Consider the following 13,465-nt stretch of genomic DNA (forward strand, 5'->3'; position numbering starts at 1 on the left):
GGTCACAGTGATGCTCCCTGATGGATCGGGGTGGAAAGGTCATGGGAAGGGACTCGGGGGTGGCCCAGCGCTGCGCGGGCGGCGAGGTAGTCCTGGCGTGTGCAGAAGCTGAGCAGCGCTTCCTTGTCCGGCAGGGTGACAACCCCCGCCGGCTGGAAGCCCAGCCGCTCGTTGAGCACATGGATCTTGGAGTTCCTGGCGTCTGGTTCAACCACCACGCGTTCCACGCCCGGTTTTTCGAACAACCGCTCCAGCACGGCGTCCATCACCGCGGCCGTGTACCCCGGTTGGGGATCTTCCGACGGCGGCGCCACCAGCAGGTGCATGCCGATGTCGCCCTCCTGCACGGCATAGACCGCGGCCAGTGGCGAGGCGGCCGGCAGGTATTCCTCCACCAGGAAGGCGGGGACGCCGTCGTCGTTGATCCCCAGCAAGGCGTGGTGATGCCCCGTTGCCTGGATTTTCGAGTATTCCTCCACAACCCCGTCAACTGTGGAGGACAGCATCCCCCAGAACGACGCGTAAGGCTGTGTGACCCAGCTGTGGAGGAGTGGTGCATCGGCAACGGCGTCAACACAGCGGAACGAGAAGCTCATGCGGACACCTCCACCGTCTGGGCGGGAACAGGCTCGGCACTGCGTCCGGCCGGACCGGAGACTGAACCGGGGACTGAAGCGGAGACCGGGCCGGGCTGGGGCGCGTCAGGCTGGGGCGCGCCGAACTGCTGGAACGCGATGCTGCGCTCCACGGGATAGACGTCGCGGCCGGCGATCTCGCGCAGGATGCACGAGTTGCGGTAGGCGGCCATGCCGAGGTCCGGGGTGACAAAACCGTGCGTGTGCAGCTCGGCATTCTGGACGAAAAGTTCGCCGGGTTCGACGCCGGTGCTGTAGTTGCGTGCCACGGCGAACCGGCCGGCGGAGTCCCTGGCAATCCTGTCCTGGATGCCGGCCAGGAAGTCCGGCTCCCGGTAGGTGTAGCCGGTGGCCAGGACCACGGCTTCGCTGTCCAGCACATAATCCGAGCCCTGTTCCCCGTGCCGGAGCCGCAGGGTGTGGGAACCGGCGGTCTGATCCCACGCGGCGCCCGTGAGCGACGAATGAGTCAGGAGCTGGGTGTCCACCATGCCGTCGAGGCTCTTCGTGTACAGGAGGTCGTAGATGGCGTCGATCAGCTCGGAGTTGATGCCTTTGTACAGGTTTTTCTGGCTCTTGATGAGTCCGTCGCGCTGGTCCTGCGGCAGCCCGTGGAAGTAGTCCACGTATTCCGGCGAGGTCATCTCCAGAGTGAGCTTGGTGTACTCCAGCGGGAAGAATCGCCCGGACCGGGTGACCCAGTTCAGCTGGTAGCCGTAGGTGTCGATGTCCTGCAGGAGCTCGTAATAGATTTCCGCGGCGCTCTGGCCGCTGCCCACGACGGTGATGCTGCGCTTGGCCTGCAGCTCACTCTTCCTCGACAGGTAATCGGCGTTGTGGAGGACAAGTCCCCCGCCGCCATCAGCGGCCGCGTCGACTATTTCGTCACAGGACGCCGGCACGTACGGCGAGGTGCCCGTGCCCAGCACCAGCCGCCGCGCCAGCAGCACCTCGGGCCCCTCCGGACCTTGCACCGAAAGGCGGTAAACGCCGGCGTCGTACGTTACATCCAGCACAGCCGTGCTAAAACGGACGGACCGCAGCTGGCCGGCCACCCATTGGCAGTACTGGTTGTACTCGGCGCGCAGCGGATAGAAGTTTTCGCGGATATAGAAGCGGTAGAGGCGCCCGGTCTGCTTGAGGAAATTCAGGAACGAATAGGGCGACGTGGGGTCGGCCAGCGACACCAGGTCCGCCATGAACGGCACCTGGAGGTGGGCCGGCTCCAGCATCATGCCGGGGTGCCAGTCGAAGGATTCCCGTTGCTCCAGGAAGACGCCATCCAGCCCGTCCACCGGCTCGCTGAGGGCTGCGAGGCCAAGATTGAAGGGCCCGACGCCGATGCCGGCGAAGTCGAAAATGCGCGCTTCTGCAGAACTGCTAAAGTCCGAGGTGCTCATGCGGACACCTCGCTGGTGCTGTTGTTGGTGTTGGCGCCGGCCAGCAGCTGCACGCCGGTGCTGCGCAGCAGCTCGATGATCTCGCGGATGTCCTCCAGGGTTGCCTCGGCGTTGAGGAGCGTGAACTTCAGGTAGTGCCTGCCGGCCACCTTGGTGCCGGCCACCACGGCCTGCCCGGACGCGAAGACCGCCGCGCGGATGGCCGGGTTGAGGGCGTCGGCCGCATCCTCGGAAAGCCGGCCGTGAGCGTCGGACACAGTGCCGGTGAGTTCAGAACCGGAGACCCGGGGCCGGTACCGGAAGACCACCGTGCTGAGCTGCGGAGCGGCGGCGAGCTCAAAGTCGTCGTCGGCCGCCAGCACTGATCCCACCCGGGCGGTGAGATCGATCGCTTCATCAAACAGGGCGCCAATCGCATCCGCGCCCATGATGCGCAGGGTCAGCCACAGCTTGAGCGCGTCAAAGCGCCGGGTGGTCTGGATGCTCTTGTCCACCTGGTTGGGGATCTCGGCCAGGGCGGCGCTTTCCGGGTTCAGGTAGTCCGCGTAGTACGTGACGTGCTGGAGCATGGCGCGGTCGCGGACCAGCAGGGCGCTGGAGCTGACGGGCTGGAAGAACGTTTTGTGGAAATCCACGGTGACGGAGTCGGCCAGGCGGGTCCCGTCCAGCAGGTGGCGGTAGCGGCCGGAAACCATCAGCCCGCCGCCGTAAGCCGCGTCAATGTGGAACCAGGCACCGTAGGCGCGGGCCAGGGCCGCGAGGTCCGCGAGCGGGTCCACGGCACCGAAATCGGTGGTCCCGGCGGTGGCCACAACCGCCATCGGCACCAGCCCGGCGTCGTGGGTTTCCGCCATGGCCTCGGCGAGCGCGGCCGGGTCCATCTTGTGGTCCGCGGCGCACGGGACGGAGATGACGGCGTCGAAGCCCATGCCCAGCATGGACGCGGACTTCTGGATGCTGAAGTGGCTGTCTGCTGATGTGAAGATCCGCAGCTTTTCCAGCAGCGCGGGCAGCCGGAGTCCAGCGTTGGCCGGCTCCTGCCGCAGCCCGGCAACGGCGTGGTTGCGCGCGATCAGCAGCGCCTGCAGGTTGGACTGGCTGCCGCCGGAGGTGAACACGCCGTCGGCTGCCGCCCCCAGCTGCAGCCGTTCGGCGGTCCAGTCGATGAGCCGGCGCTCGATCATGGTGGCCCCGGCGCTCTGGTCCCAGGTGTCCATTGAGGAGTTCACCGCGGACAGGATGGCCTCCCCCACCAGCGCCGGGATCACCACCGGGCAGTTCAGGTGGGCCGCGTACTTCGCATCGTGGAAGTAGATGGCGTCCCGGAGGTACACGGTCTCCAGCTCTTCCAGCGCCGCGGCGGTGTCCGGGAGCGGCTGGTCCAGGTCAACGGCGCCGATGCGCGCCTTCATTTCGGCGGGCCCGACGCCGGTAAAGGGCCGGGTGGTGCGGTCGATTTTGGTGGCCACGGCGTTGACGCCCTGCAGCACCTGCGCCACGTACCGGGTGGAGTTCCTGGTGTTGAACAGATGGTTGGTGGCAGCGAGGGCCAGCTCCACGCGGGAGCCGAAATCCTGCCCGGGCAGGGTTTCGCCCACCCGATTTTCATCCACGTACATCTCATCAACACGGGGCAGCAGCGGCACAGTGGTCATCCTTAGTTCGACGTTGGGGCTGTCTTTAGCAAGGTAAGCCTTACTTAGGTGAACCTTTTCGTCAAACTTTAGTGACTTATTTATCTTAAGCCGCGGGAATACGGGCGTTCTTCAGGTCGCGGGCGCGTCATTGACTGGCCCCGATCGCTAATCGGGTGCAAAATACTCCGCGCGAACGGACATTTTGAGGCCCTCCGGAGGGAGTTCCAGGGGCTTAAATGACGATCGCGCTGGTTCGAGGGGCCTTAAATGACCGTTCGCGCTAGTTGTCCGGCCAGTCGATGTGCTGTTCGTAGCCCCCCTCGTGGGCGCGGAGGTAGCGGGTAATGAAGGGGCAATGCGGGATGATCCGCTTGCCCGAGGCCACCACGTCGTCGAGCGCGAAGTGGGCCAGCACCTTGCCCAGGCCCTGGCCCTGGAAGGCCTCGGCAGTGTCTGTGTGGAGGAAATCCACGTGTCCGGGCAGGTCCCGGAAGAAGGACTGGACGGCGACCTTTCCGCCCACCCGCAGCTCGTAGCGGTGATGTTCGTCATCCCTGGACAGCGAGACGTCGGGGCTGAACTTGTCCTCTGTGGAAATCATGTTCTCAGTCATGGTTCGACATTGGCACTACTTGGCCCCGCTGGCAATGGCCCGTCAGACTGGCTGCCATCGTGGGCGACGCGTTCGGCACCGACATCGCCGGGGACACGTTCGGGTATCCGGCCCAGCAGCAGGACGGCCAACACAAAGCATGCCGCGCCGCCTCCGAGCAGGCCCAGCGTCAGGCCGTTGAGGGCAGCGTCCGCCACCGGAATGAAGACGACGACGGCGGCCGTCACCACCGCAGCGGCGGGCCGGCCGCGTGTGTGGACAGACGCCGTCGGACGTTCCTCAAGGTGGCCGAACGCGGCCAGCACCGGGACCAGGAGGGCCACAACCCCCAGGAGGACGAGCGGCCGGGCCCACCACCATTCGGCGGTGCCTGCCGCGGGCTTGGGGAAGTCGGTGAGGAGCAGGAGCCCGGACATGGCCGCGAGCAACGGCAGGTGCCACAGGTACACGGTCATGGAGCGGCGCCCGGCAACCATGACCACCCCGCGGATCCAGCGCACGCCGGAAACCCAGCCGAGCCCCGGCCGGAAAAGCTGGAGCGCGGCAGCCTGGGACACGCCAAGGAGCAGCAGGCAGAGGTTGGGCGGGTTGAGGTTGACCAGCATATTTCCGGAGTAGAGACCCAGGCCAGTGACCAGCCCGAGCACAAGGTTGGCTGCCAGGATGAGCCCCACCAGGCCGGAGCGCGAGAGCCTGGCCAGGTGACCGTCGGCCACCAGGAAACCAAGCTGCTGCACGGCGCACCACAGGAAAACAAGATTTGCGTAGGCGAGCATGGGCAGGGCTCCGCGGAAGCAGTCGATGGCCACCACGAGGGCAGCCAGGACCGCAACGGTCAGCCAGGGCGCGCGCTCATGGAACCGGGCCAGGAGCGGGATGTTTAGCTGGGCGGCCAGGTAGGCGGCCAGAAACCAGAGCGGCATGCCCGCTCCGGTGGTCATCAGCTGCACCACCTGGGCGTCCACGCCCAACAGAAGCGCGGCCCAGAACCCCAGGAACATCACCGCCAGGAGTGCCGCCGCCGGGCGGACCAGCCGCAGCAGCCGGGCCTGGGCAAACTCGACGCCCGTACCGCCGCGGGCTCTCAGCCGCTGCCAGGACTGGAGGCCCGTGGTGCCGCCGGTCACGAAGAACAGCGGCATCACCATGAAGATCCAGATCACGGGCTCGAACCATGGCTGATCGCCCAGCGTATTTTTGGAGGTCACGGTGCCGTCCCCTTGCAGGACGGGGCTGACCATCATGCAGTGGCCCACCACCACCAGGGCCAGGCAGACGAACCGGACGAGGTCGATCACGAGGTCGCGCTGGACCGCCTGTTCACCCTGCGGGGCCGGCCCCGCCTCCTTCACACCACTCACGTGCAGTCCCAACATGCGCCGATGCTGTTGTTCACTCAATTGTCCGCCCGTGATGCGCTCCCGGCCAGAAAAGGGTGTTCCCGGCCAGAAACGGGCACAACGTCGCCTCAGCAGTGGTCGCCTCAGGAGCGTCAGTCAGCCGGTAACGGCCAGCAACCCAAGCACGACGGCGAGCAACGGCGTCGTGCCTTGCAGAACCGCGGCGCGGAGGTACTTTTTCCCGCTGAGTGCCAGCACCGCGGCGGCGAGCAGCATGGAGCCGCAGCAGCTGAAGATCAGCGTCCAGCCCACCACGTGCTGCGCCGAAGCGTCGGGGCCAAGCGCCACGCAGCCCAACCCGATGAACGCACCGATGGCCAGGAACAGGTTGTAGAAACCCTGGTTGTAGGCAAGCGGTTTGGTGGTCTCGGCGTCGGCCTGGGAGGCGAGGCCGAAGCGTTTCCAAGTGGCCGGCGTGGTCCAGGTGAGGGATTCCATGGTGAAGATGTAGACGTGGAGCGCGGCGGCGAGGAAGGCAAAAAGCAGGGAGGCCAGGATCATGTGCTGATCCTAGCCTCCCCAAAAACTCAACTGATGCGTCAGCGGCTGAGCATGCCCAGTGCGGACGTGGCGAATTCCCTGGCCGAGGTGTTCCAGTGGCCCAGCAGGCCCTGGAGGTTCTCGCCGTCGGCCCGGTGCGCCGGCAGCTGTTCCTGGAGCGTGGACAGCACGCCGGTGCGGAGCTCGGTATTGAAGTTCACTTTGCCCACGTTCATGGCGGCGGCCTTGACCAGCTCCCCCGCCGGAATGCCGGACGCGCCGTGGAGCACCAGCGGGATATGTGTCCGCACGGCTATGTCCTGCAGGACGTCCCAGCGCAGCTGCGGCTCGCCCTTGTACTTACCGTGGACGTTGCCCACCGCAACAGCCAGCAGTTCCGCGCCGGTCCGGGCCACAAAGTCCTCCACCTGCGCGGAGTCCGTCAGGCCGGCAACGGCCACCCCGGCTTCATCGGCACCGAAGGCCCGGTCTTCGTCGCCGGCCAGACCGCCGAGTTCCGCTTCAAGCACGACGCCGGCACCCAGCACAGCGCGGGCCTCACGGACCAGCGCAATGTTGTCCTCATACGGCAGGGACGAGCCATCCGCGAGGACCGAATCCGCCCCCGCGGCGACGGCGTCGGCCATCACTTTGAGGTCCGTCGCGTGGTCCAGCTGGACGGCCACCGGAACGGTTGCGGCGTCTGCCAGCCCGCGGAGCGCGGCGATCAGGCGGAGGCCGTTGGACGTGCCGGCCGTTCTGGGGGCCACCAGCAGGATGACCCCGTGGCCCGCGTCCTCGGCCGCGCCCACAACGGCCAGCGCGGTGGTGAAGTCGTAGCAGGTGAAGGCGGGAACGGCGGAGCCCTGCTGGAGGGCGGCGGTGACCAGGTGGTCGAGTCGGGTGCGCATCAGACGCTCAGGCCTCCCACGAGGATCCAGGCCACGTAGGTCAGGATGAAGCCGGCCACGCCCAGGACGGTAGTGAGAACGGTCCAGGTCTTGAGGCCGTCCGAGACGGTGAGTCCGTAGTAGCGCACCACAGTCCAGAAGCCGGCGTCGGTCACGTGGGACAGGCCCAGGGAGCCGAAGCCGATGGCGATCACGATAACGGCGATCTGGGCCGGCGAGTAGCCGCCTTCCATCACGGCTGAGGTCAGCAGGCCGGTGGTGGTGACGATGGCGACGGTTGCCGAACCCTGGGCTGCACGCAGTGCCAGGGAGATCACGAAGCCGAGCACAATCACCGGCAGGCCCAGGTGGTCCAGCGTCTGGGACAGTGCGGCACCGATGCCGGAGGTCCGCAGGACCTCACCGAACACGCCGCCGGCCGCGACAACCATCAGGATGGACGCGATGGGAGGCAGGGCGCCTTCGAAGATCTCGCCGGTTTCCTTCAGGGACCAGTTGCGGCGGACCGCCAGCAGGAAGAAAGACAGGGCAACGGCCACCAGGAGGGCGAAGAACGGGTTGCCGATGAAGGCAGCCAGGCCGTACCAGGAGTTGTCCTTGGGGATGGTGAGCGTGCCCAGGGTGCCGATGAGGATCTGCACGATCGGCGCGGCGATGAGGAAAATGATCAGGGCCGGACGCGGCGGGGCGATGCCTACGGCGCCGGGGCCTTGGTGGCCGACCTTGACCAGGGAGTCGGAACCGAATTCGTCCACCTGGGCCTTGACGCCGGGGAGGAGCTCGTACTCCTTGCGGTTCATGATGCTGGCAACCCAGTAGGACAGGAATCCGAGCGGGACGCAGATGAGCAGCGAGATCAGCGTGATGAGCCCGATGTCGGCGCCGAACACGCCGGCGCCTGCCACGATGCCTGGGTGCGGCGGCACGGCGACGTGGATGGAGAGCATAATGCCGGCCATCGGCAGGCCGAACTTGACCGGGTGCACGTTGGCGATCTTCGCGAAGGCGTAGACGATCGGGACGAGCACAATAATGCCCACCTCGAAGAACACGGGGATGGCCACCAGGAAGCCGACGGCGGTGAGCGCCACCGCGACGCGCTTGGCGCCAAGCTTCTCGGTGAAGTGCGCGGCCAGCGACTGGACGCCGCCGGAAACCTCGATCATCCGGCCCAGGACGGCGCCGAGCGCGATCAGCAGGGCCACCTTGCCCATGGTTCCGCCCACACCGGTGGCGACGACGGTGAAGACGTCCTTCAGCGGGATCTGCGAGGCCACGGCCACGGCCATGCTTACGGTCAGCAGGGCCACAAAGGCCTGGATCTTGAAGCGGATGATCATCACCAGCAGGACGGCGATGCCGATCGCCGCGATGGTGAGGAGCAGCGGAGTACCCAGCTCCACGGCGGGTTTGATGGCGGGGGCGTCGGCCGCCCGCACCATCAGCGAGTTAGTCAGGGGGTTCATTGCGGTGTCTCCTTCGACAAGCCAGTCTTCCAGAAGACGGGCTGGCGGGCGCTTTTTCTTGTGCATTGTGAACGCTGGAAGATACGACGACGGCGGAGGGGGGGACCGCCGTCGTCGTACGTTTTTTTGGGGGTGCTTTAGCCGTGGTGAACTAGTGGTGCCTAGGCGGTGCGCTTGGTGGGCGCGACAACCTTGATGACTGCGGAATCGTCGGCGGCGGCGAGGCCCTGGGCCTGGCCCAGGAGGTACAGCTGCTCGGCGGCGGCGGCAACGGGGGCTGCCAGGCCGGCGGCGCGGGTGGCCTTGCCCACGATGCCCATGTCCTTGACGAAGATGTCCAGGCGGGACAGGACCTCGGCGCCTTCCTCGGTGTAGGCCTCGAGGATGCGCGGGCCGCGGTTGGAAAGCATGAACGAACCTGCCGCGCCGGCTTCGAGGGCGGCGAGGGTCTTGGCCTGGTCCAGGCCGAGCGCGTCGGCGAGCGCCATGGCCTCGGCGGCGGCCGCGATGTGGATGCCGCAGAGGAGCTGGTTGACGGTCTTGAGGGCCTGGCCGTCGCCGGGTTTGTCGCCCACCACGGTGAGCGTGGAGGCGAGCAATTCGAGGGCCGGGCGGGCCTTCTCCTGTGCTTCCGGGGAGGCCCCGACGACGATCAGCAGGTCGCCTTCGCCGGCGCGCTTGGGGCCGCCGGACAGCGGCGCGTCCACGAGCTCAACGCCGTATTCGGCGAGCTTCTCTACCGTAGCGGGAATGGCTTCGGTGCCCACGGTGCTGCCGAGGATGACGACGGCACCCGGTTCCAGCACGGAAGCCACGCCGTTCTCGCCGAAGAGGACGTCGTTGAGCTGCTCGCCGTTGCGGACCGCGAGGAGCAGTGCGTCGGCGCCCTTGGAGGCTTCCCTGGCGGAGGCGAAGGTGCGGATGCCGGCTTCTTCGGCGAGCTTCAGGCGCGGCTCGGCGATGTCGAAGCCGTGGACGGTGAGCTCGCTGGCCAGTCGGGTGGCCATGGGCAGGCCCATGGCGCCGAGGCCCAGGACGGTGACGGTGTAGTTGCTGGTCATGGTGTTCTTCCTTGAATACTGGCGATATCGGTGATTGAGCCTGTCGAAATCCATTGACGGGTTTCGACAAGCTCAACCACCGGGGTTGGGATTAGAAGGTGTTGCTGAGCTTGCGGGTGACGTCAGCGAGGGACTGGTCGTCGCCCACGTTGCCGGCGAACACGATGTACGGGATGCCCTTGGCGGGGCCGTCCACCGGCTCCCAGAGCGAGACGATGCCCGGCAGCATGGGACCGCGGACAATGGCGTGGCGGATTTCCAGGCCGTGGGCGGCGACGTCCGAGGACGTGATGCCGCCCTTGGCGATGACGAACCGCGGCGGGAAGGTCTTCAGGGTCCGGTTCACTACGGCGACGACGGCGGCGGACACTGTGCGCGCGATCCGCAGGCTTTCGGCGGGATCGCCAGTCTTGATCAGCAGGCGGCTGGTGTGGACGATGACATCTCCCCCGTGGAGTGCTTCCACAACCGTGCCGACGGTCTGGTCGAGGTAGGCGTCCGCAGCTGTTTCGGTTTCGGCGGCAAGAAGCTTCTCGACGTCGATCTCCACAATCCGCGCGGCGCTGTGCTGCTCGGTGAGGGCCTTGAGCTGGCGGGTGGTGACGCCCACGTGGGAGCCCACCACGATCAGGCCGCCGGCCTCGGACGGGGTGTTGCCTGCGTAGGCTTCAGCGCCGGTGAGCTCGGTGCGGATTTCCTGGCCGATCCGGGCGCGGACAAACGGCGGCCCCACGCGGTAGAGGAGCTTCTTGCCGCGGCGTTCGGCTTCTTCCAGGCCAAGGGACAGGGCGCGGAGGTCGTTCTCAGTGACGATGTCGGCGACGATCGGCGTGGAGTTGGTGGCGGGCTCGATGGCGTCGGCGATGGCCTTGGCGGTGATCTGCGGATCGGCGGAGGCGCGGATGATGTTCAGGTCCAGGACAATCACGGATTCCGCGGCGAAGCGGCCCTGCGACTTCTCTTCCACGTATTTGGTCATGTCCGAGTTGGCGAAGCCGAAGCTGGCGTCCTTGGCGAATTCGGTCTCGGCCACAGGGGTGAGCTTGCCGGCATCGTCACCGGTGCCGCGCATGTAGTGCACGCCGCCGATGGTCACGCGGCCGGCGTCGGGGAACGCCGGCACCAGCACAACGCCGTCGGTGGCTTCTCCGCTGACGTCGGCAACAGTGGCCGCGATGACGTCGGGCTCCAGCGGGTAGTGGCCACGGAGGGTCGAGTCGCTGCGGCTCACGAAGCCCAGCCGCAGGCTCGAATCGGCACCGGCATCTGCGGAGCCGGCGGCGGCCAGTGCATTGCGGACCACTTCCTCGTTGCGGGCTGCAGCTTCTGCGGGGTCCAGGCTGCGGGTGTTGGTCAGCACGTACACGGCAGGCTTCGCCTGGCCAAAGGCCCAGATGAAGTCCTCCACTTCCCAGCGGGTGAGCACGGGCAGATCCGCAACGGACTGCGTTCCGGTGGGGTCGTCGTCGAGCACTACGAGCATCCGGGGGGTCTCCGCGCTGGACGCGGCGACGGCGTCGGCCACCAGGCGGGCGGGAATCCGGACTTCGGCCGGGAAGGCGGCCAGGATGTCTGCTTCAAGCGTCACAGTGCACTCCGTTGTGTGGAAATCTAAGTATTGAGGTAACTGTAAGATGTCTGACATCTAACATTTCAAATAGTGTGGCACAGGACATACAAACGCGCAAGTAGACTTGTCAGACATATCTGGCGACGCCGCAAGGGGGACGTAATGGCACGGAAATCATTGGTGGGCGTTGTTGCCGACGAACTCCTGGACCGCATTATTGCCGGCGACTTTCCGCCCGGCTCCAGCGTGCCCGGCGAGCTTGAGCTCAGCGCCAAGCACGAGGTGAGCCGGATGACGGTGCGCGAGGCCATGAAGACCCTGGAAGCGCAGCGGATCCTCAGCGTGGAACGCGGCCGCGGCACGTTCGTTAACCCGTTGAACCGTTGGGCTTCGCTGGAAGCCGTCCTGCGCGCCGCATCAGAGGGACAGAACGAAGCTGCCGCCTCCGTGCAGCTCATTGAACTGCGCCGGATGCTTGAAACCGGGGCGTGCGAACTCGCGGCGGCACGGATCAGCGACGCCGACATCCAGGCGCTGTTCGGCCATGTAGCGGCGATGCGGGCCGCCCATGAGGTCAACGATGTGGCCGCCTTCGTGGAGGCTGACCTGGCATTCCATGACCTGATCCTGCTCGCCTCGGAGAACGTTTTTGTGGCGGTCCTTTTCGCACCGCTGCACCGGGTGCTCGAGAAGCGCCGGGCCGAAACTTCGGCCGTGCCAACCATCCAGGAGCACGCCATCGGACACCACCAGAACATCGCCGAGGCACTGGAATCGCGTAACCCGAGCAGGTCGCGCGAAGCCATGGACCTGCACATGCAGCAGACCCTGGATGACCTCAAGAACCTGGTCCTCGAAGCGCCCTGACCAGGGTCCGCTCCGAAGTATTGGCTCTGGCCACGCTTCAAAAGTGCCACTAGTGTTCAAGAACGGCCCGCAACCGGGAATCGAAGGCGATCACGAGGAGCGAAGTTGTCCAACCACACGTACAGCATTACTGAAATTGTCGGCACCTCCGGAGAAGGCGTGGACGCGGCAGTCCGCAACGGGATCGCCGAGGCCGCCAAGACCTTGCGCAACCTGGACTGGTTCGAGGTCAAGGAAATCCGCGGTCACCTCGAAGACGGCAAGGTTGCCGACTGGCAGGTACGGATCAAGCTCGGTTTCCGCCACGAAGGCTGACCCTTCCAAAGTCTGAACGGTGATGGCCGCGTCCTTTGGGCGCGGCCATCTCTGTTCAGCCATTCGGCACGGCCCTGCCAGGCACTTCCTGCAACGAAGGTAGGACTGCCGGTCCTAGGAAAAACAGGGACACGGTCAAGGACTGACTATCGGCGCGAAAGTGCATAGGCTCGTACCGGAGCAGTTCCCGAAAGCGGTTTCCTGCCGGACATCCCGAGCCAGGAACCATCCTTCAGCACTACGAGGAGTACCCATGTCAGAAATCTCGCTGAACAACGGCGTCGCTATCCCCCAGCTCGGCTTCGGCGTTTTCCAGGTTCCGCCGGAAGACACCCAGCGGATCGTTGAGGATGCCCTGGCAGCCGGCTACCGCCACATCGACACCGCCGCGGGATACCGCAACGAAGCAGGTGTGGGCGCTGCCATCGCAGCCTCGGGCATTCCGCGCGAGGAAATCTTCGTGACCACCAAGCTCCGCAACGGCGACCAGGGCCGGGCCTGGGACGCATTCCAGGACACCCGCGAGGCGCTGGGACTTGACTTCGTGGACCTCTACCTCATCCACTGGCCGGTCCCGTCACAGGGCCTCTACGTCCAGGCTTGGAAGGAACTGGAGGCCCTGTATGCCGCCAAGGCGATCCGTGCCATCGGCGTCTCGAACTTCCTCTCCGACCACCTGGACACCCTGCTCGAGTCCGCGGACGTCGTACCCGCCGTGAACCAGATTGAACTGCACCCCAGCTACCAGCAGGCCAAGCTAGCCGCCAAAAGCCGTGCCCTCGGGATTGCCGTGGAGGCCTATAGCCCGCTGGGCCAGGGTGGGGACCTCAACGGAAACGCCGTCACCGCCGTTGCGAAGGCACACGACGCCACCACGGCGCAGGTGGTCCTGGCCTGGCACCTGGCCGCCGGCACCATCGTCATCCCCAAGTCGGTTAACCCGTCCCGTATCCGCGAAAACTTCGCGGCCGCGTCCTTAACCCTGACCGACGACGAGCTCGCCTCCATCACCGCCCTCGAGCGGGGCGCGCGCATCGGTTCCGATCCCGCCGTCGCCGCTTTCACACAGCTGTAGCCAACGCTGACCGAGCCTGTCTGCACCGATTCCGG

13 protein-coding genes are annotated in these 13,465 nt (G+C 66.2%); 3 read left to right on the plus strand and 10 right to left on the minus strand.

Features of this window, described 5'->3' with window-relative positions; all coding sequences use genetic code 11:
- Nucleotides 1-2: 2 nt before the first annotated feature.
- The 10 genes from CXR02_RS16655 to CXR02_RS16700 form a co-directional block, all read right to left on the minus strand.
- Entirely contained in the window at nucleotides 3-596 is a 594-nt protein-coding gene (locus tag CXR02_RS16655) for a GNAT family N-acetyltransferase (protein ID WP_104062994.1), read from the minus strand.
- Nucleotides 593-2,035, minus strand: coding sequence for a lysine N(6)-hydroxylase/L-ornithine N(5)-oxygenase family protein (locus tag CXR02_RS16660; RefSeq protein WP_104062995.1), 1,443 nt, complete (start codon nucleotides 2,033-2,035; stop codon nucleotides 593-595). The genes CXR02_RS16655 and CXR02_RS16660 overlap by 4 nt, the downstream gene beginning before the upstream one ends.
- Nucleotides 2,032-3,654, minus strand: a complete 1,623-nt coding sequence (locus tag CXR02_RS16665) for an aspartate aminotransferase family protein (RefSeq protein ID WP_104063040.1) — start codon at nucleotides 3,652-3,654, stop codon at nucleotides 2,032-2,034. Before CXR02_RS16665 ends, CXR02_RS16660 begins: the two co-directional genes overlap by 4 nt.
- Nucleotides 3,655-3,952: 298 nt before the next feature.
- On the minus strand, nucleotides 3,953-4,285 hold the full coding sequence (locus tag CXR02_RS16670; protein WP_104062996.1) for a GNAT family N-acetyltransferase: 333 nt from the start codon (nucleotides 4,283-4,285) through the stop codon (nucleotides 3,953-3,955).
- Complete coding sequence (locus tag CXR02_RS16675) at nucleotides 4,282-5,661, minus strand: acyltransferase (RefSeq protein ID WP_104062997.1); 1,380 nt, start codon at nucleotides 5,659-5,661, stop codon at nucleotides 4,282-4,284. Before CXR02_RS16675 ends, CXR02_RS16670 begins: the two co-directional genes overlap by 4 nt.
- A 120-nt stretch (nucleotides 5,662-5,781) precedes the next feature.
- On the minus strand, nucleotides 5,782-6,186 hold the full coding sequence (locus tag CXR02_RS16680; protein WP_104062998.1) for a DUF1304 domain-containing protein: 405 nt from the start codon (nucleotides 6,184-6,186) through the stop codon (nucleotides 5,782-5,784).
- A gap of 38 nt (nucleotides 6,187-6,224) precedes the next feature.
- Nucleotides 6,225-7,076: a class II fructose-bisphosphate aldolase gene (locus tag CXR02_RS16685; protein WP_104062999.1), complete on the minus strand. Its 852-nt coding sequence runs from the start codon at nucleotides 7,074-7,076 to the stop codon at nucleotides 6,225-6,227.
- Nucleotides 7,076-8,542: a GntP family transporter gene (locus CXR02_RS16690; RefSeq protein ID WP_104063000.1), complete on the minus strand. Its 1,467-nt coding sequence runs from the start codon at nucleotides 8,540-8,542 to the stop codon at nucleotides 7,076-7,078. Before CXR02_RS16690 ends, CXR02_RS16685 begins: the two co-directional genes overlap by 1 nt.
- Before the next feature lie 161 nt (nucleotides 8,543-8,703).
- Entirely contained in the window at nucleotides 8,704-9,603 is a 900-nt protein-coding gene (locus CXR02_RS16695; RefSeq protein ID WP_104063001.1) for an NAD(P)-dependent oxidoreductase, read from the minus strand.
- 91 nt (nucleotides 9,604-9,694) lie between these two features.
- A complete protein-coding gene (locus tag CXR02_RS16700) occupies nucleotides 9,695-11,191 on the minus strand; it encodes a four-carbon acid sugar kinase family protein (RefSeq protein WP_104063002.1) in 1,497 nt (498 codons plus the stop codon).
- A 144-nt stretch (nucleotides 11,192-11,335) separates the two neighbouring features.
- Between CXR02_RS16700 and CXR02_RS16705 the strand changes: the two genes are divergently transcribed.
- From CXR02_RS16705 to CXR02_RS16715, 3 genes are all read left to right on the plus strand, one after another.
- The gene (locus CXR02_RS16705) at nucleotides 11,336-12,040 is read left to right on the plus strand and encodes a FadR/GntR family transcriptional regulator (RefSeq protein WP_104063003.1); all 705 of its coding nucleotides are present in this window, start codon (nucleotides 11,336-11,338) and stop codon (nucleotides 12,038-12,040) included.
- Between the two features lie 105 nt (nucleotides 12,041-12,145).
- A complete protein-coding gene (locus tag CXR02_RS16710) occupies nucleotides 12,146-12,355 on the plus strand; it encodes a dodecin (protein ID WP_104063004.1) in 210 nt (69 codons plus the stop codon).
- Nucleotides 12,356-12,608: 253 nt separating this feature from the next.
- Entirely contained in the window at nucleotides 12,609-13,430 is an 822-nt protein-coding gene (locus CXR02_RS16715) for an aldo/keto reductase (protein ID WP_104063005.1), read from the plus strand.
- Nucleotides 13,431-13,465: the final 35 nt, after the last annotated feature.

It is taken from the genome of Arthrobacter sp. 4R501 (assembly GCF_002929755.1).
Lineage (GTDB): Bacteria > Actinomycetota > Actinomycetes > Actinomycetales > Micrococcaceae > Arthrobacter.